Source organism: Orbaceae bacterium lpD04 (assembly GCA_036251935.1).
Taxonomy (GTDB): domain Bacteria; phylum Pseudomonadota; class Gammaproteobacteria; order Enterobacterales; family Orbaceae; genus Orbus; species Orbus wheelerorum.
Genome location: CP133967.1, coordinates 2081283 through 2100572, shown reverse-complemented (window position 1 = coordinate 2100572; position 19290 = coordinate 2081283). Strand labels below are relative to the sequence as shown.

General features: G+C 35.9%; 19 protein-coding genes. 8 read left to right on the top strand and 11 right to left on the bottom strand.

Translation table 11 applies throughout. The annotated features are described in order from the left end of the window. Positions 1 to 35: 35 nt before the first annotated feature. The 5 genes from RHO14_09345 (at position 36) to truC (ending at position 3685) form a co-directional block, all read left to right on the top strand. Complete coding sequence (locus RHO14_09345) at positions 36 to 374, top strand: YbaB/EbfC family nucleoid-associated protein (protein ID WVD70558.1); 339 nt, start codon at positions 36 to 38, stop codon at positions 372 to 374. 8 nt (positions 375 to 382) lie between these two features. Then, positions 383 to 1372, top strand: a complete 990-nt coding sequence (locus RHO14_09340) for a hypothetical protein (protein WVD70557.1) — start codon at positions 383 to 385, stop codon at positions 1370 to 1372. 112 nt (positions 1373 to 1484) lie between these two features. Continuing rightward, on the top strand, positions 1485 to 2096 hold the full coding sequence (recR, locus tag RHO14_09335; protein WVD70556.1) for a recombination mediator RecR: 612 nt from the start codon (positions 1485 to 1487) through the stop codon (positions 2094 to 2096). Between the two features lie 54 nt (positions 2097 to 2150). Continuing rightward, positions 2151 to 2969 carry a pyridoxal phosphatase gene (locus tag RHO14_09330; protein ID WVD70555.1) on the top strand — a complete coding sequence of 273 codons (819 nt, stop codon included), beginning with the start codon at positions 2151 to 2153 and terminating at the stop codon, positions 2967 to 2969. 5 nt (positions 2970 to 2974) lie between these two features. Continuing rightward, positions 2975 to 3685, top strand: coding sequence for a tRNA pseudouridine(65) synthase TruC (gene truC, locus RHO14_09325; GenBank protein WVD70554.1), 711 nt, complete (start codon positions 2975 to 2977; stop codon positions 3683 to 3685). A 153-nt stretch (positions 3686 to 3838) separates the two neighbouring features. On the opposite strand, the gene RHO14_09320 is transcribed toward truC, so the two are convergent. Together RHO14_09320 and RHO14_09315 are read right to left on the bottom strand one after the other, a co-directional pair. After that, positions 3839 to 5161 (bottom strand): 6-phospho-alpha-glucosidase, encoded by a 1323-nt coding sequence (locus tag RHO14_09320; protein ID WVD70553.1) that lies wholly within the window; start codon positions 5159 to 5161, stop codon positions 3839 to 3841. 48 nt (positions 5162 to 5209) lie between these two features. Next, entirely contained in the window at positions 5210 to 6802 is a 1593-nt protein-coding gene (locus RHO14_09315; protein ID WVD70552.1) for an alpha-glucoside-specific PTS transporter subunit IIBC, read from the bottom strand. A 186-nt stretch (positions 6803 to 6988) separates the two neighbouring features. Between RHO14_09315 and RHO14_09310 the strand changes: the two genes are divergently transcribed. Next, positions 6989 to 7690 (top strand): GntR family transcriptional regulator, encoded by a 702-nt coding sequence (locus RHO14_09310; GenBank protein ID WVD70551.1) that lies wholly within the window; start codon positions 6989 to 6991, stop codon positions 7688 to 7690. A gap of 80 nt (positions 7691 to 7770) precedes the next feature. On the opposite strand, the gene RHO14_09305 is transcribed toward RHO14_09310, so the two are convergent. Further along, positions 7771 to 7914, bottom strand: a complete 144-nt coding sequence (locus tag RHO14_09305; protein WVD70550.1) for a hypothetical protein — start codon at positions 7912 to 7914, stop codon at positions 7771 to 7773. A gap of 234 nt (positions 7915 to 8148) precedes the next feature. On the opposite strand from RHO14_09305, the gene RHO14_09300 reads away from it, so the two are divergent. Continuing rightward, positions 8149 to 8886 carry a hypothetical protein gene (locus RHO14_09300; protein WVD70549.1) on the top strand — a complete coding sequence of 246 codons (738 nt, stop codon included), beginning with the start codon at positions 8149 to 8151 and terminating at the stop codon, positions 8884 to 8886. Between the two features lie 152 nt (positions 8887 to 9038). Here the strand turns inward: RHO14_09300 and RHO14_09295 are convergent, their stop codons facing one another. From RHO14_09295 to RHO14_09285, 3 genes are all read right to left on the bottom strand, one after another. Next, positions 9039 to 10466: a 6-phospho-beta-glucosidase gene (locus tag RHO14_09295; GenBank protein WVD70548.1), complete on the bottom strand. Its 1428-nt coding sequence runs from the start codon at positions 10464 to 10466 to the stop codon at positions 9039 to 9041. A gap of 15 nt (positions 10467 to 10481) precedes the next feature. Then, a complete protein-coding gene (locus RHO14_09290) occupies positions 10482 to 12374 on the bottom strand; it encodes a glucose PTS transporter subunit IIA (protein WVD70547.1) in 1893 nt (630 codons plus the stop codon). Between the two features lie 281 nt (positions 12375 to 12655). Further along, the gene (locus RHO14_09285) at positions 12656 to 13048 is read right to left on the bottom strand and encodes an AsnC family transcriptional regulator (GenBank protein ID WVD70546.1); all 393 of its coding nucleotides are present in this window, start codon (positions 13046 to 13048) and stop codon (positions 12656 to 12658) included. A 114-nt stretch (positions 13049 to 13162) separates the two neighbouring features. Between RHO14_09285 and RHO14_09280 the strand changes: the two genes are divergently transcribed. Continuing rightward, positions 13163 to 13711: a cysteine hydrolase family protein gene (locus RHO14_09280; GenBank protein WVD70545.1), complete on the top strand. Its 549-nt coding sequence runs from the start codon at positions 13163 to 13165 to the stop codon at positions 13709 to 13711. 62 nt (positions 13712 to 13773) lie between these two features. Here RHO14_09280 and RHO14_09275 read toward each other — a convergent pair whose 3' ends face one another. The 5 genes from RHO14_09275 to hisA form a co-directional block, all read right to left on the bottom strand. After that, complete coding sequence (locus tag RHO14_09275; GenBank protein ID WVD70544.1) at positions 13774 to 15129, bottom strand: TPM domain-containing protein; 1356 nt, start codon at positions 15127 to 15129, stop codon at positions 13774 to 13776. A gap of 201 nt (positions 15130 to 15330) precedes the next feature. Further along, positions 15331 to 16980, bottom strand: a complete 1650-nt coding sequence (locus RHO14_09270; protein WVD70543.1) for a DUF2971 domain-containing protein — start codon at positions 16978 to 16980, stop codon at positions 15331 to 15333. A 192-nt stretch (positions 16981 to 17172) separates the two neighbouring features. Further along, on the bottom strand, positions 17173 to 17784 hold the full coding sequence (hisIE, locus tag RHO14_09265) for a bifunctional phosphoribosyl-AMP cyclohydrolase/phosphoribosyl-ATP diphosphatase HisIE (protein WVD70542.1): 612 nt from the start codon (positions 17782 to 17784) through the stop codon (positions 17173 to 17175). Continuing rightward, positions 17778 to 18554 carry an imidazole glycerol phosphate synthase subunit HisF gene (gene hisF, locus RHO14_09260; protein WVD70541.1) on the bottom strand — a complete coding sequence of 259 codons (777 nt, stop codon included), beginning with the start codon at positions 18552 to 18554 and terminating at the stop codon, positions 17778 to 17780. The genes hisIE and hisF overlap by 7 nt, the downstream gene beginning before the upstream one ends. Next, positions 18536 to 19285 (bottom strand): 1-(5-phosphoribosyl)-5-[(5-phosphoribosylamino)methylideneamino]imidazole-4-carboxamide isomerase, encoded by a 750-nt coding sequence (gene hisA, locus RHO14_09255; protein ID WVD70540.1) that lies wholly within the window; start codon positions 19283 to 19285, stop codon positions 18536 to 18538. Before hisA ends, hisF begins: the two co-directional genes overlap by 19 nt. Between the last annotated feature and the right edge of the window lie 5 nt (positions 19286 to 19290).

Here is a 19290-nt window from a genome sequence, read left to right as displayed (position 1 = left end):
TCAAAACATAATGACAATATAAAGAGGAATTAATCATGTTTTCTGGTGGTAAAGGCGGTTTAGGTAATTTAATGAAACAAGCACAGCAAATGCAAACCCGTATGCAGCAAGTGCAAGAAGATATCGCAAAATTGGAAGTGACCGGCGAATCAGGGGCTGGTATGGTTAAAATAACGGTTAATGGCGCTCATAGTTGCCGCCGAGTTGAGATCGATCCCTCATTATTAACTGATGATGATAAAGAGATGTTAGAAGACCTTATTGCCGCTGCATATAATGATGCAAGTCGTCGCTTAGAAGAAACCCAAAAAGAAAAAATGGCACAAGTCACTGGCGGTATGCAATTACCACCTGGCTTCAAGATGCCGTTTTAAGTCATAGAATGTTCTATCGCTTACCGGTTTTATTTTCCGCGAGTTATTACTTTGTCGTATTGCTCGCGCATATCACTTTTTTAGTGTTTGACCCTACGTTTAAAAATGAACCTGATCACATGTTTTATTCAGTTAGCCGAATAGCATTGAATGATTTGACCTCTTTTTTCTTTATTTTAATCTTAAGCTGTCTGTTCTTTTATCAAAATAAACTTTATTTTTATATTCCTAAAAATAAACAGCGCGTCATTATATTAGGGATAATTTTTGCGCTTATTTATGTCGCGACAGCTTATTTATTAAATCGTTTAGTTATTAGGTTATTTTTACCTTATTTTATAAACACCAGCATTACTGATAACAGCTATGACGATCGTAACTATTATCAAATGGTTTCGCCAATGTTTGATATTATCGCTTATGTATGGACATATGTAGCTGCTATTATTATTTTATATTGCAGCGTAAAACTTAGTCGGAAATTTTTTAGCATCCCATTAATCGATAGCATTACACAATCCTCTTCAAGGCAGCTTATTGTTCCTACAAATCAGTTAAATAGTAATCAAAGTGTTCAAGATTATCGTAAATTGTATGCGGTTATTTTTGCTTCTATTTTTTGCTGTGTTGCCAACGGCGTAGTGTGGAATATCTATTTCAATCTATTCTTTGCGGTCGATGAAATTAACAATATGCTCACTGATTATTACCAACAAATTTTTTATTTCGTATTAGCATCGGTATTTGTTAATTACTTATTTTTATATAAGATTAGCCAAAAATTCATTATCAAAACTTACAGTTGGTTACCCATTGCCAATCTATTAACAGCAAGTACAATTACGTTAGTCTTATTTGGTGTTTGTGCGTCAATAATCACAGGTATTGTGCTACCCTTTTTATTTAAATCGATCATATTTTTACTTGCGTGGTTGGTTGTTTGTTATATTACACTCTATTATTCTACGCGTTTTTCATTAAGGCGTTACTTTGCATAATAGTTTATGTCATAATTTACAAAAATTAGTATAATGTTTATTCGATTAACCGCTGATAACTAGATGCGGTTAATTTTAAATTATTTAATAACATAGCAACATTGGTCGTGAGATGCAAATTAGCCCTTTATTACAATCTTTAGTCGACGCACTACGCTGTTTACCTGGCGTAGGGCCTAAATCAGCACAGCGGATGGCATTTCATCTTTTACAACGCAATCGTAAAGGTGGGATTGAGCTGGCACATATTCTTCATGAAGCGATGATTAACATTGGTCATTGCCAAGATTGCCGCACATTTACAGAGCAAGAACAATGTGCGATATGTGCAAATGTTCGTAGGCAACAAAGTGGTCAGCTATGTGTTGTTGAGACTCCTTCAGATATTGTTGCGATAGAGCAAACGGGTCAATATAATGGGCGCTATTTCGTGTTATTAGGTCATCTTTCACCATTAGATGGCATTGGTCCAAACGATATAGGCTTAGATAAACTTAAATTGCGCCTACAACACGAAGCAATTAGCGAGGTTATCTTAGCTACCAATCCAACAATAGAAGGTGAGGCAACCGCTAATTATATTGCACAAATATGCAGTCAATTTGATATTGTTGCAACGCGCATTGCACATGGTGTCCCCGTTGGTGGTGAGCTTGAAACGGTTGATGGAACGACCTTATCTCATTCATTTTTGGGACGTCAAAAAATCGATATTTACCCTTAAATCTACACTCTATGACGAGTGTTTAACCTTTTTTAAAATTATGAGGATATTATAATGTATAAGGCCGTTGCTTTTGATATGGATGGAACATTATTAAACAATCAAAGACAAATTCTACCTGAAACGATTGCGGCTATTGAAAAGATTAAACAAAAAGGGATTAAAGTTATCTTAGTAACAGGCCGTCATCACAGTGCTATCTATCCTTATTATCATCAGCTACAGCTTGATACTCCAGCTATATGCTGTAACGGGACATACCTTTATGACTTTGCTAAACAAACTTATTTTGATGCGCAGCCGTTATCTAAAAGCCAGTCTAAATTATTACTTAATCTAGTAAATCAATATAATGTACATACCTTGCTTTATACTGATCAATATATGACTTATGAAGTATTAGATGACCATCTTACTGGCTTATTTAAATGGGTTGAATCATTACCCGAATTTTTACGCCCTAAAATTGTTAAAGTCGATAGTTTTATTGATGTGATTGAGCAAAGTAAAGAGGTGTTTAAATTTGCTACCAGCTCGCACGATATTCCTGCGTTACAAGCATTTTCAAAAGCAGTTGAAGAGCAAGGAGAGTTTGAGTGTGAATGGTCTTGGGTAAATCGTGCCGATGTTGCCTTAAAAGGTAATAGTAAAGGAAATGGACTTACTAACTGGGCAAAATTTGAAAATATCTCTTTAGATGAGATTGTTGCATTTGGTGATAGCTATAACGATTTAAGTATGCTTAAAAATTCAGGCCTTGGCATTGCAATGGGTAATGCAGATGATGTTATAAAAGCGCAAGCAGATCGCGTTATTGGTGATAACAATGGTCCTAATATTGCAAACGAGTTAACTCGTTTATTTTTATCATAACGACTATGTTTGAAATTTTATATCAAGATCAATACCTCATTGCGATCAATAAGCCATCTGGTTGGCTTGTACATCGCAGTTGGCTCGACAAAAATGAAAAAGTAGTTGTGATGCAAACATTGCGTGATCAAATTGGCCAACATGTGTTTCCTGTGCATCGTTTAGATAGACCAACATCAGGTGTGTTGCTATTTGCCTTATCAAGTGAAATTGCCAATCTTTTATCAACCCAGTTTGCAGCGCGCCAACCACAAAAAACCTACCATGCTATTGTTAGGGGAATAATTGCTAAGTCAGGGCATATTGACTATCCATTGGTGGAAGAGCTTGATAAAATTGCGGATAAATTTGCTAATAAAGATAAACCTGCGCAAGATGCGGTTACTGATTATACGCCAATTAGTTCAATTGAAATTCCTGTTGCAGTCGGTAAACACCCAACTGCGCGCTATAGTTTTATTGAGCTAAAACCTCATACTGGGCGTAAGCATCAACTTAGGCGCCATATGAGCCATATCTTTCATCCTATTATCGGTGATAGTCGTCATGGCGATTTACATCAAAATCGAGCGTTTGCAAAGTACTTTAATATTAAACGGCTGATGTTACATGCGAGCACGTTAGAATTTTTGCATCCAATAAGTCAGCAAAATATCGTTATTGACGCTAAAATGGATGACGAATGGTTAGCTATATTAACCCATTTCACCACATAAATTCTGTATCATGATAGTCTTTAATGACAAATAAATTGAGCTATTATTATTCAAATAATCGTTAAATACCCGATCGTTATAACAGACTAGTTTATGTCATAAATCTAGTCTGTTATCTTAATTTAAATTATTTTATCGAATCAAAAATAGCCTTTATTTGAGCTCTGGCCAATAATCTTTATTGGCAATGATGAGATCATCTAAAATGGCTTTTGCAACACTCGCACTAGGTACTGTTTTTGATAATGTGATTGCTTGCCATAATTTTTGATAAGATTTTTCAATCCATGCCTCCACAACAAGTTTTTCTACCGCAACTTGTTGTTCCATTAATCCTTTTTGGAATAATGGAATTGGTCCCATAACCAATGGCTCAGGCCCACTTGAACCAACAATACATGGAATTTCAACCATCGCATCACTACTGAAATTTTCTAATGAGCCATTATTTGGTACAATTAAAAGCATTCTTTCTTGTGTATTAAATGCAATAGCCGAAGCCAAATCAACAATATAAGAGGCATGCTCATCAATTTCTAAGTGACCTGCTGATGAATTTTTCTGCTCTGTTATGGCTCTACATGAGCCAAATACTGTTTTTTCTCGATTATCCATTACCTCATTAGCCCTTGTATAATCTGGGTTTGAATGTTTAACGACATAGTCAGGGAAGAGGTAATATTTAAGATAAGTGTTTGGTAGCGTCGTTGAATCGAGCGCACTGACATCTTTTGCTTTGGCAAATGTATCATTCCAACTCGCTTCGACGTGCGCTGTATCAGAAAGGGGAATATAACCATATTTTTTAACATGATCTATAATTTTAGGCATTAAATCATTACCTTGTAAATCTTCAATTCGGCTCCACCAACCAAAATGATTTAAACCATAGTAACGAACGCGCATCTCTTTTCTTGATTTTAAGCCTGCTATTTGTGCCATTCGACTTTCGATACCAATTGGCATATCACAAATATTAAGGATTTTTGCATCCGGTTTTATTCGCCTAGTTGCCTCGGCGACAATAGCGGCTGGATTAGAATAATTTAACATCCAAGCATTAGGTGAATACGTTTCCATATAATTTAGAATTTCAAGCACGCCTCCAATTGAACGCATACCATAAGCAATCCCGCCAGGGCCGCAAGTTTCTTGGCCAAGCACGCCATGTTTTAACGGTATTTTTTCATCTTGTTCGCGCATTTTATATTTACCAACACGAATATGTGCCATAACAAAATCAACATCGCTAAACATCTCTTTTGGATCTGTTGAGTATGAAAACTTAATATCAGGCGCTTTTTCTTGCAAAATAATGGCACATGCATCGGCAATTATTTTTTGGCGGGCGCCATCATTATCATAAAATTTAATTTCTCGAAGTGGAAAACGTTTTATATTTTCTAAAAGCATTAATACAATTCCTGGTGTAAAAGTACTACCACCACCTGCAACGACGATTGAAAACTTTTTCATATTGATTTCCTTGTTAACAAATAGTTATAAAATGTGAAATAAATTGTTCTAAATACCCGGTAAACTTATGATTGAATCGATACGATCTCTAACTTTTCCTACATGTAGCCCAATTATAATTTGTAGCGATGAACCTTTTCTAACTACGCCATGAGCACCAATTTGAGTAAAAAATTGATCAGCTTCAACTTTGTTGACATCCACCACTTCAACTCTTAGCCTTGTTGCGCAGTTATTAAGTGTTTTTATATTATCTTTACCACCAAGCCCATTGATAATGGTATGTTCCAAACTAAGTTCACCATCTGAGTTATCTGTATCCTTTTTTGTTGTTTTTCTTTCTACGTCTTCTTTAGTATATAACTTGACATTATTTGCGTTATCACCGCGGCCCGGTGTATTTAAATTCCATTTAATAATGATAAATTTGAAAACAAAAAACCAAATGAAGGTAAAGATCACACCAATGATAATATGAGTGATAACCATCATTGTGTGATTATGGAACATCGGTCCCCAATTAAGTGGGATCATCGTATCAAGTAAGCCACCGCCCATATTCCCGACAATGCCAAATGAGTATAGGGTTGACGCTAACGTTGCCGATAAAAATGCGTGAACAGCAAAAAGAACTGGCGCAATAAACAGAAATGTAAACTCTAATGGTTCGGTGATCCCAACAAAAACGGCGGTTAATGTTGCTGGAATTAATAGACCTGCCAATTTTGCACGATTTTCAGGCCTTGCTGTTGAGTAAAGCGCAAATGCAATTCCGACAGAACCAAATATTTTGCTATTTCCATGCAGCGCAAATCCGCCAGCAGGAAAGAGTTCTTTAAGTGATTGGGTGGTTTGACTAAATGCTTGGATTTGTAGTGTCCAATCAACTTGAATTCCATTTTCAGTAACCGCTGGGCCAAAAATAAACGGGCCATATATAAAGTGATGTAACCCTGTTGGAATTAAAATGCGTTCAAGAAACGTGTATAACCAAACACCAATGCTGCCTGAAGAAATCATAAATGACTGCATTGATTTTATACCAATTTGAACAACTGGCCAGGTAAGTAATGTTATCCATGCGAGCACAAGCATGGCAAAGAAACTAACAATTACAATAAATGACGTTCCTTGAAAGATCCCTAAAAATGCCGGTAATGGTTTTTCATAATAGGTATTATGAATTTTTGTCACTATCCCTGAAATAATAATCGCCCCAATGATACTAGTATCAAATGTTTTTATACCAGCGATTAATGTTAGCCCAGTATCAAGGCCGACTTCTTGGGTAAAATCGACGCCAAATGATGATCCCCATATGGTGCCCATCGCAAAAATGAAATAATTCCATGTTAAAAAACTAACTAACGAAGCAAGGCACGCCCTAGCTGGAGCCATTTTAGCAAGGCCAATGGGTAATCCAACACAAAAAATAAGCGGCATATTACGAAAAACAGTCCATGCACCTTCTTGTAATACAAACATCAGTTTATAAAAAAAACCATTAGCGTTGGCAACGCTATCACCAACAAATAACGGATTTTGTAATAAAATGGTGATCCCAACGACAATGCCAGCAAATGGAAAAAGAAGCACTGGCGTGAACATTGCACCACCAAAACGCTGAATACCACTTAGCATAGGTATAGCTCCGATTTAATCAAAATGTATAAAAATATTAATAATAAATGGCGCGTAAATTTAAATTATTGTTTGATAATGTGATTGGAATCAAAAAATTAAAATAACAAAGAGATCTATAATAAAAGCTGATAAATAGATCTATTTCATTTCTTCATACAATAATTACTATAATAAGGTCTAAAAGTGATCTATAAAAAAATTGCTCATCAATTAAGAAAAGAGATTAATTCGCGAAAATATGCCATTGGCGATCAAATTCCGAATGAAAAGGAGTTAACTGCCTTATTTAAGGTTTCTAGAATGACGATTAGAAAAGCGATAGATGAGTTAATCAATTTTCAGCTTCTTTCAAGAGAGTGGGGAAGAGGGACATTTATCATCGCTAAAGATGTGAGTTTTGGCATCAATCATTTAAAAAGTTTTTCGGAAATAATGAACGAAGCCCACAAAGGCTATACCAATAAAGTTATTGAATTTAGCGTTACCTCAAATATTAATCCAGTTGTAAGCAATAAGCTCAAATTGACCGAGAAAGATAAGGTTTTTTATGTGCGGCGCATAAGATATATCAATAATAACCCGGTTATGGTTGAAGACAGTTACATGCCATATGATCTATTTAAAGGCTTAACGGTCAGTGATATGGAGAATTCTAAGTTTAATTATATTGAAAACATTTGTGGTATCAAAATAGAAGGAAGTTATGAAACATCATATGCCATCATGCCAGATAAAGAGATCCGCGAGCTATTACATTTAAATCTAGGAAAACCGATATTGATGGCGACAACTTACTCTTATGATAGCTATAACCGAATTATCAATTACGCAATTATCTATCGAAATTCACAAGAGCATATTTATGAATTTCATTTAAAGCGATAGCGCTTGAATGATTGGTTGAATTTTCACTATAATGATACCTTACAACAAAAAAATAACGAAACTAAGCTTAATTAAAAAAACTAACCTATTGCTAATAGATAATATAATGCCGTTTGCTCGGTATTATTACTAACTAAGAACAGTGAATAAATCACCATCGCTATTATTATTCCCCCCATTCCACCGAGTAAACTAAGAATCAACATTAAGGTTTTGTTTTGCATTGTTTACTTTTCCTTTATTCGTCCGTTATTCAAATCATTAAACTAGTTTAAAATCCTGATTATGATAAATCTCAAAAGCGTGTTCATATCGAGGATCTATTTACTAATTTTAGTCAATAATTACTGATAATACGAGGATTTTATTGTTCTTATTTTTTTGCTTCTAAATGTTATTTAAATCAAATTATCTATTAGATATAATCGCGAGCCTAATTAATATAATGGAATAATATTATGAGAAAGCTATGGCTTTCACTGCTTTTAGTATCTTTTTTTTCTTTTGCTCAGGAAGATGCAGCAAGAAAAATAACATTTTGGTTAATTGAAGCTAATGCTGATGCTTTTTTACAAGATGGGCCTGCAAATTTAACCGCGCAAATTCCTAAAATCAGTGCAGAACAGTTAATACAGGAATATCGAAATAACCCATTACAGTATGACGAAATTTATGATGGTAAGTTAGTTAGAATTGCAGAAGCAATTTCGGCCATTAAAGCAACGACCAACCATCAAATTTACCTTACTGTCGATGGCAAAGATAAATTTGAGTTTATTTCGCTTTATGTTGATAGAAAAGACGAGAATATTTTATCGTTAAGAAAAGGCGACATCGTTGATAAGATCTGTAAGGTTACAAACTATAATAACATCCGACCTCGGCTTGTTGACTGTCAAGATACGATAACTTATATCCAAGAAGTGGTTGAGATAAATAAAGCCTATATCGATAATATTGCTGGTAGACCAATAAACGCCGATCATTTAATTGGTGTTTATTACCAAGCACTTTATGTATTATCAAAAACTGATAGTCAGTTTACCCACATTCTTAGCCTCAAAAGTCCAGATGACTTTTATCGAAGTTTTGATTATCGCAAGCTATTAAGCCGTATTTATAATCAAATTAATATACTCTACTCAAGTCAAAAAACCCAAAATATGAATTGGTATATTTTACCCGAGCTAAAATAATTAAATAATCGGCTGGTTAATGGATCACTAATTTTTTCATTAAAATGCAACCTTACAACAATATTTTAACGAGTTGAGCATGAAATATAACAGAGGGATTAGATAAAATATCGATCCCTCTGTTTTTTTTAATTAAAAATTTTGGCTATGCATTAGGTTAAGTCTTCACCATTAGATGAAATCACTTTTTTATACCAATCGAATGATTTCTTTTTCGTGCGTTTTAAGCTGCCATTACCCTCATTGTCACGATCGACATAAATAAAGCCATAGCGTTTTTTCATCTCACCGGTGCCCGCTGAAACAAGGTCAATACAACCCCACGTTGTATATCCCATAATATCAACACCATCTTCGTTAACTGCATCTTTCATTGCTTGAATATGTGATCGTAAATAATCAATTCGGTAATCATCGGCAACATAACCATTTTTATCAGGTGTATCGATAGCTCCAAGGCCATTTTCAACCACAAATAACGGTTTATTATAACGGTCATAGATTTGGTTAATTGTGATCCTAAAACCCAGTGGATCGATTTGCCAACCCCATTCCGTCACCTCTAAATATGGATTTTTAACCGACGCAAATACGTTACCATCGGTTTTTTCAGCGGCGTCTTTTTCACCGGTTGCAACCCGTGATGAGTAATAAGAAAATGAGACAAAATCAACGGTATTAGCTTTAAGCAATTCAACATCACCATCGGCAATATCGAGCTTAATATTATTATTTTTAAGCTCTTGTAACGCGTAGTAAGGATACTCACCTTTGGCTTGTACATCAATAAAGAAATAATTCTCGTGGTTTGATTTAATCGCAGCCCATACATCCTCTGGATTACAAGTATTAGGATAGTAATCACCGCCTGCTAGCATACAGCCAATTTGATTATCTGGATTAATTTCATGGCCAATTTTGGTCGCTAATGCGCTAGCAACGAGCTGATGATGCGCCGCTTGATACTTGATTGCTAGTTCGTTTTCACCTGGCTCAAAATAGAGACCTGATGACATAAATGAGCCATGAAATAACATATTAATTTCATTAAACGTCAGCCAATATTTGACTTGCTTTTTATAGCGGGTAAATAATACTCGGCACAAACGTTCATAAAAGCCCACCATTTTACGATTTCGCCAGCCATTATATTTTTTAATTAAATACATAGGGCAGTCAAAATGGGTGATTGTCACTAATGGTTCAATGCCATATTTATGGCATTCGTTAAACAGATTTTCATAAAATAATAAGCCTTTCTCATTTGGCTCAAGCTCATCACCATTTGGAAAAATGCGTGTCCAAGCAATTGATAACCGATAAACTTTAAAGCCCATTTCGGCAAACAGTGCAATATCTTTTTTATACTCATGGTACATATCAATAGCTTGCTTTGCTGGGTAAAAATAGTTGTCTTCAAAATCGAGCATTTTATGGTGCCCGGTCATGATAGCAAGTCTTTCTGGACCTACTGGCATTACATCAACGTTGGCAAGCCCGCGACCATCAGCGTCGAAGCCGCCTTCACATTGATTTGCAGCAGTTGCGCCGCCCCAGAGGAAATTTGATTTAAATGACATGCTAAACTCCTTAATTTATTGATAAATCGTTAATAGGCGATCGCCTAACTTGGCGTCGGTTTTATCCGTTGCTTGAATTAAATTGTAATCAAGACTATTGATAATAATAATTGGTGTAATTAGTGGGCAATTAGCTTGACGAATTCTATCCATATCAAAGGTCATTAATAGATCGCCTTGATTAACACTTTGTTCAAGCTTGACATGGTATTCAAATGCCGGTGGGTTGGTGATTTTAACGGTATCAAGCCCAACATGAATTAATATTTCAACACCATCATCAGAAATAATCCCTATTGCATGTTTCGATTCATTAAAAAGCGTTAAAATTTTACCCGAACAAGGGGCATATACATGATTATCTTTTGGCTCAATGGCAATTCCTTCACCCATTAATTTATTGGCAAATACTTCATCAGGCACTTCGGATAATGGTTTAATTTCACCAATAATTGGGGCATTTAAATAGATAATTTTCTTTTTATCATCAGCAAGTTCCTGCTGTTTATCTTCCTCTTCCTTTGCTAACATCAGGGCATCTTTTTTCTCGCCAGTACCAAAAAATAGCATCAAGATAAAAGGAATAATAAACGACACGATACTACCAATTGCAATACCGATAATTGAGGTTGGAAAATTAATATTATAGCCATTAACAATGGTTAAAGGCCCGACAAGGCCTGCATAAGCAAAATAATAAGGGGTAAAAAAGCTCGCGATAAAGCCGCCCACAATACCTGCGCAACAGCCATATAAAAAGGGTTTTTTAAAACGTAAATTAATTCCATAAATAATCGGCTCTGTGATCCCAAAGATCCCAGTTAAAAAAGCTGAAAAAGAGACTTTTTTCAACTCTTTATTTTTAGTAAAAAAGAAAAACGCCAATACTGATGCAATTTGACCGATAACGGCAAAGGTAATATAAGCTTGGAACGAGTCACGCCCAAAATGCTCAAAATTCGCCAAAAATACTGGCGCAAACCCCCAATGTACGCCAAAAATAACCAGTACTTGCCATAAACCGCCAACTAATGTTCCTGCAAGCCAAGGCATTGTTTCAGCTAGCCAGTTATAGCTACTGGCAACAAAAAATGCGGTACCTGATGTAAGCGGCCCAATAATAACTAACGCAGCTGGGACTAAAATTAACAAGCAAAGCATCGGGCACAAAACGGGCTTAACAACATCATTTAAACACCGATTTAAAAAGCGCTCTAAATAAGAGAGGATCCAAACTAGAAAGAGCGGAGGTAAAACCGAGGAGGTATACACAGTTTGTGAAAGTGGAATACCAAAAAAGGTCACTGAGCCGCCAGCTTTTATCAGCGCAGCCATTGCCGCCCAATCAGGTGAGACGAGTGCTACGCAGCAAGCAACAGCAATAAAGGTGTTAGTCCTAAAAAACTTAGACGCGGTGATTGCAATAAATACTGGTAAAAAAACAAAGGGAGCCCATGATATAAAATTAAAAATTTTAAACGTATCGGTTTGTTCTAAATAAGGAAACACCCATTTAACTAAAATTAAGCCACCTTGTATTAAGCCCGCCGCAGCTAAAATATATACAAACGGTGCAAATACCGCTGACATAGAGGCGATAATACGGTTAAGAATCGATTGCTCACTGCCGCCTGTTGGCAGCGTATCTAAATTAACCAGTTTTACAAAGGCATCATAGACTTTATCAACATTAGTGCCAATAACGATTTGGAGTTGACCGCCTTTATCGACAACTGTAATAACGCCCGTTAACGAACTTATGCTTTCTTTTACATTCTCGGGTCGATGTTTAGTTACAACCCTTAGCCTTGTCGCACACCTTGTAACATTCTCAATATTAGACTCACCACCTAGTTTATCAAGTATCTGACTTGCCAGTTGATCGTAGTCTCGAATGATTGAAGCCATATAGCGTTCCTCGTATGATTAATTATAAATAGTGATATTCCTTATTGCATAAAGCTTTAATCTTGATATTTTTGCAAAAGTTGCTACTTGCAATAATGCTCGATATTTTAATGATAATGCTATTGATATTTGTTTAGATAAAACCAGACATGGTTTAAAACGATTACCTTTGATTATAGACAATTTTCAGTAAGACAAACATGATCCGCCTCACAGAACGAAAGGTGTAATGCGCTGAAATATAGATAAATTACGGGTTAGTTAGTGAATGATTAACTTTTCTATTTGATCTTATTTAGTCGATGACTAATTTTGTAGCGAGCATGGGCGCTAATTGTGGTTATAAATTGTTCAAGTTTGTCAGGTTCAAAGCAAGCCTTAATAAAGTAGCAACCATCACCAGTAATTTTATCCATGGTAAGGACTTCTTGATAATTGCAAACTCGCTTTTCAAATAAACTGAATTGATTGCTATTCATATAAATTGTTATAAATTGCAAATTTTTGTGACGAATTTGAATGGTAAATTTTTCGATGATATTTGCATCAAGAAGCTGCTCAACTCGGCTACCAACCGCTTGCCCAGATAGGTAGACTTTATCACCGATTGTTTTCCATGACCGTCGGCTATTTTGACTGAGTAAGGCTAGAATTTGTTGATCTTTTTTATCCATTTTCCATCACTTTTTCAATATGAAAATAAATTAAGCAAAATTGATTCATTTAACAATGTCATTAGTTTAACGCATCTTACATACTATGTTAACTTTTGTTAAATAAGGCCTATTATGAAACAAGCACTATTGATTATCGATATCCAAAATGATTATTTTAACGATGGCAAAATGCCTTTAGTTAACCCCGATATTGCCTTAGCTAATGTGATTAAATTACAGCATATTTTTCGTCAGCAAAATAAACCGATTTTTTATATTCAGCATATTAAAGCAGATCCCAGCGCGGACTTTTTTGCCGTAGGGAGCAAGGGCGCACAGATCCATGATGCATTATTACCGATTAATACCGTTAATGAACACGTTATTATTAAGCATTATCCAAATAGTTTTAAACATACCTTGTTACAATCTGAATTAGAAAAAATGGCTATTGAGCAGTTAATTATCTGCGGCATGATGACGCATATGTGCATCGATTCAACTACACGTCAAGCCTCTGAACTTGGTTATAAACCGATTTTAATTGCTGATGCCTGCGCAACTGGTAATTTAGTTTTTGATGCAAAAACGGTTAAAGCGCGTGATGTTCACAATGCTTTTTTAGCTGCGTTAAGCCATTTTAGCCAAGTTATCGATACTAATCAGTACCTATTACCTTAATAAATAACTATATGGCTAACTCATTGTAAAAATGAAGAGTTATCTCTTCATTTTTATATAACTTAAAAGCTGCCTCTTGCACCGCCACCGCCAGAACTACCTCCACCACGAGAACCTCCGCCTCCTCCGCCTCCGCTACCACCATGAGAACCGCTGCTACTCGATGAACTACTTTTTCGTTTGCGCGGGAGCACCTTAGTATCTACTGATTCTTCCAGGCATTTAATACAATGATAATATTGCGTAAGTAAGCCTGATTGCTGATAAGTTGGTTCAATAATCGTGCTTTTTATAAGTTTTTTAGTCGGTAATTTACAATGGGGGCATATAGTCCAACCATCATTAACCTTGGATCCTTTAAATATTGCTTTGCAAGGTTCCTCATCACAGTGAAATAAACGGTATTTTACTGCGCCAATCGCCATCAAATATTGCTCATTTTCAGTCAATTCTATTTTCTTATTACGCGTAATTTCAATGATTGAACGATGACGGCAAGTGGGACAGATTAATTTTTTTTGCGATTCTTTGTTGTTTTTCTTTTTGAAAATAGAGAAAAAAATACTGATGACTATCGACAAGGCTATCGACCAAACTGATAGGAAAATCATGACTGAATAATAAATAGGATTGATATTAAAAAAGAAGGTCATCACAACCATAATAACCCAGATCAATAATAAAGACTTTTTAAATCGACCAAATGGTGTGACATATTTTGCAGTAGACCAATCTTTAATCATAAAAATCCTGTCACCCCAGAAGCTGTAGATTAGGACTAAAGCAGCGACTGCGATGGCAATATAAAATCCCATACCTAAATAACTGATAAAATCTAGGTTTAGAAATAATGTGAAAAATGATGGATTGCTACCAATTGAGTAAAGTGTTCCATCAGCATACTGTTGTTCTAAATATGTTGCGACACCATCAATCCCCTCAGACATACCTTGACTAAATTGATTCTGTTTAAATAGTGGCAACATATACTGATCCATGAGGCGATAGCTTTTAGCATCGGTTAAATTACCTTCAAGGCCATAGCCAACTTCAAATACCACTTGGCGCTGATCAATTACCAATAGAATTAATAAACCATTATCTTGACCTTTTTTACCGATTTTCCAATGATTAAATAGTTTATTGGCAAACTCTCTGGTATCAACTTGACCAATTGAAGGCAGGGCAACGACAGCGGTTTCAATGTTTGTATTTTGTTCTAACTCTTCTAGCCGTTGATTTATCGTATCAGTATCTTCCTTGGTCAAAACATTATCTGGATCAACGACATAAATAATCTCGCTTTGTTGATATGGATTAGGAACAGAATTGATGGCATAGGAATTGGCTAGAGCTAAATTAACCGTAGTAAGAAGCAGTAATAAAACACCGGTTATCGCGTATTTAATAGCATTCATTTGAGTAATGGATTGTTGTTATTATTTTGAACGATTTTAATGGAAAGCCTTAAAAAAGGCTAGTGTAATTATGTAAAATTAGCTTTGATACCGATTAGTTATAATGTTAATTTTATATATTCAATTAATCCTTATGTGATAAGGAACAAATAATTTAATTTATAAAAAAATAAAGTGCCAGGGCAAAGCCCTGAACCTGTTTTATTGCAATGGCATAACGGATTGTACTATTCGGTTGATGTTGAGTTTACGTTTTTTATTATGATTTTCTAACCATAGTTTATGTTGTGGTTGACATTTAGGGCCAAGGTAAATTTTATCAAGATAAGTAGAAATATCACCGTACTCTAAGTAAATTTGCTGGCATAAGTCAAATTGTTCGCCTATTTTAACTTTATCGTCACCAATATCAGTCACGTAAAAAATACGGCACTCATTTTCATCTTCAAAGGCTGCATGTTTAACTAAGCTGGCTATTGGCATAGTGGCGAGGGCAATAAGCTGATTAATATCTTTTAAGGTAATTTGCCACTCATTTTTATCAATTAACTCCCTCAATTTTTTGATTTCAGTTTGAACCTTATCCAATTGTTCTCGAATATCTGTTAATTTCTGTTCTTCTTCCAATGACGTTAAATAGCCTTGCCATTTTTTATCTATTTCATCGGGTTTCTCCGATTTATATTCTAGGTAAAACGATTGTTTACTGCGTTTGGCTAAAGCAAGATAATTGGTATTAGGATCGAAATAGATGCAGCGGTATAACGGCAGTGGAAAAATAGTTAGATTACGATTTGATTGTTGGTCACTTACAGTATCAGAGTTCATTAATTTTTGTGGCGATTTAGTGATTGCCTGAAGATCAATACTTTTATCTAACTCATCACAAAAAAAATCTTTTTTAAAGGTAAGGCTAACCCCTGAACCAGGCTGGTTACCCTCTAACCCATAGAGCCTAAACTGATTTAGTGAATTATGGTTAAATGAAAAGCTCGCGACAAAATTTTTAATATCAGGATTTGTTTGTGAAGGATCAATATTGAGCCAATTGAGCAGTACTTTATTTTCGCTTGGGTCATTCATAAAATCGACTAAATTAAGTCGAAATAAGCTTGCTTGTTTAAGTAGTAAAAATAACACGTTGGGATTGGTGTAATGGGCAATTGTTTGTTCGTAGTGATTATTTTTGTCGAAACGGACTAATGATTGATTTCGTATTTTTCCACAAAATTGATAAATATTATTAATGCTCTTAGTTGCTTGTCCTATTTCCCCTAATTTAATCGGCTTATCAGTTTTATTAGATAGAAAAAATAACGCAATTTGAGCCTCAGTATAGAGGTTAAAGCCATTTTTTATATAACTTACGTTATTATAATGTTTTTTAGCTTCTTCATTATTTTCTTTTTCTAAATAAATCCGCCCTAAACAATATTGAGCTAGTACATAACACTCAAAATCATCTTTCTGGATGGCTTTTTTATAATAGCCGATAGCAGTATCTAGTTCTTTTTTCTTAATTTCAAAAATGAGGCCTAAACGGATTTGAGCGCGTGCAAAACCTTCTTCACTATCTTCTTGACGGACGTTTTGATAGTAGTGGATAGCTGTATCGAGTTCTTTTTTCTTAAGTTCAAAAATGATGCCTAAGCGAAATTGAGCTTTTGCAAAATATTCCGCGTTATCTTCTTTACGGACGTTTTGATAATAGTTGATAGCGGTATCGAATTCTTTTTTAGTAAGTTCAGAAACGATGCCTAAGCGAAATTGAGATTCCGCATAGTCACTATCACCGGGTTTTATACTACTTAGTCTAGCAATTTTTTGTTCTATAGTTTCTTCCGTCATCATGATAATCCTTTAATATTATTATTGGCAGAATTATATGCTAATTAGATAATTATTTATGTGATTATTAGCAAAAGAATCTTATTAACTCGGCCAAATATTATTTTTAACTATGTTTTTCACTATAATGATACCTTACAACAAAAAAATAACGAATTAGCGGTTATTTAATCACTAATTCGCTATTTTGTTATATTACTTATGGCGGGATTTTAAAATCGCAATCACATCACTTAGGTTAAGATTTTGATCTTGCAGTAATACTAGCAAGTGGTAGATCAGGTCGGCAGATTCATTTTTTAGCTCTTCGCGGTCATTAACAGTTGCAGCAAGTGCAGTTTCAACGCCTTCTTCCCCCACTTTTTGGGCAATGCGCTTAGTGCCATCATGATACAGCTTCGCGGTATATGATGAGTTAGGATCGGCATTTTTGCGTGAGGCAAGTAACTGTTCTAACTCAAATAAAAATCCAAAGTCGGACTGGGCAGGGCTAAAGCAGCTATTACTGCCTGTATGGCAAGTTGCGCCAACTGGGTTTACGAGTATAAGTAAGCTATCATTATCGCAATCGGCGCTGATATTCACCAGATTTAAAAAATTGCCTGAAGTTTCGCCTTTCGTCCAGAGGCGGCTTTTGGTTCGAGAATAGAATGTGACTTTACTTGATTCGATAGTTTTTGTTAATGCCTCTTTATTCATATAACCAAGCATTAACACTTCGCCTGAAATGGCATGTTGAATAATTGCTGGCATTAAATTATCGACTTTTTGCCAGTCAAGCTGATCGATTTGTTGTAATGTTAACATAAGCGTATTTCGACTCCGTTATCAAATAAATACTGTTTTAATTCACCAATATTAATAATTTGTTTATGAAAGACTGATGCAGCTAAAGCTCCATCTATATTTGTTTGGTTAAATGCATCAAGAAAATGTTGCATTGTACCTGCGCCGCCAGATGCAATTAATGGCACATGACAGACTTCGCGCACGGCTTTTAGCTGGCTTAAATCATAACCGTTTTTAACGCCATCTTGGTTCATCATATTAAGGACGATTTCACCTGCGCCGCGCTGCTGCACTTCTTTAACCCAATCGAGGGTATTCCACGTTGTTGCAACAGTGCGTTTTTCATCACCAGTAAATTGATAGACATGGTAATCATTGGTTTTTTCATCATGCCAAGTATCAATGCCAACAACAATGCACTGCACTCCAAAGCGATCAGCTAAGCGAGTTATCAAACTTGGATCGGCAAGCGCAGGGGAGTTGATCGAAATTTTATCGGCACCAAATGATAAAATGCGGCTTGCATCATCAATGGTTTTAATACCACCTGCTACGCAAAACGGGATATCTATCACTTCTGCAACTTTAGCAACCCAGCTTTTATCAACCACGCGGCCATCAGATGACGCGGTAATATCATAAAATACCAGTTCATCGGCGCCTTCTTGCGCATAGCGCTTTGCCAGTGGCACAATATCGCCAATAATTTCATGATTACGAAATTGAACGCCTTTAACCACTTGTCCATCTTTAACATCAAGGCAAGGGATTATCCGTTTTGCCAGCATGCGATTGCCTCCTGTAACGTAAATTTACCTTCAAGCAGTGCTCGGCCAACAATGATGCCGTCTACGCCGCTATTTTCGAGTGCTTTAACATCCGCTAAACTACCAATTCCCCCTGATGCTTGTAGCGCAATCGTTGGGTATTTTTGGCTTATTTCTTGATAAAGCTTAACGTTTGAACCTGTAAGGGTGCCATCTTTTGATATATCAGTACAAAGCACATGTTTTAGGCCAAAAGGCAAAAAATCGTCAATGACTGACTCTAATGTTTGATTAGATGACTCTTGCCAGCCATGGATTGCAATATGTTTTTGACCCGCCTCATTAATATTAACATCAAGGGCGAGCACCAAACACTCGGCGCCGTAAGTTGTAAACCACTGTTTAACGAGTTCGGGTGATTTGATGGCAGTTGAGCCAATAACTACCCGAGCAGCGCCAGCTGATAATAAAGCCTCTACATCTGCTTGACTGCGGATCCCACCACCAATTTGCACGGGAATAGAAACCCCTGCAATCAGTTTTGTTATTAATGGAATTTGCCTTGCAGTTGGATCTTTAGCGCCAGTTAAATCAACGAGGTGCAAAATAGTCGCGCCTTGTGCCTCATAGCCTTGTAACCTTGCTAACGGCTCGCTGCCATAGTCACGTTTTTGCTGATAGTCGCCTTGATGTAAACGCACTACGTTGCCGTCAATGAGATCTAGCGCAGCAATAATTGTTGGATTTGACATAGCGG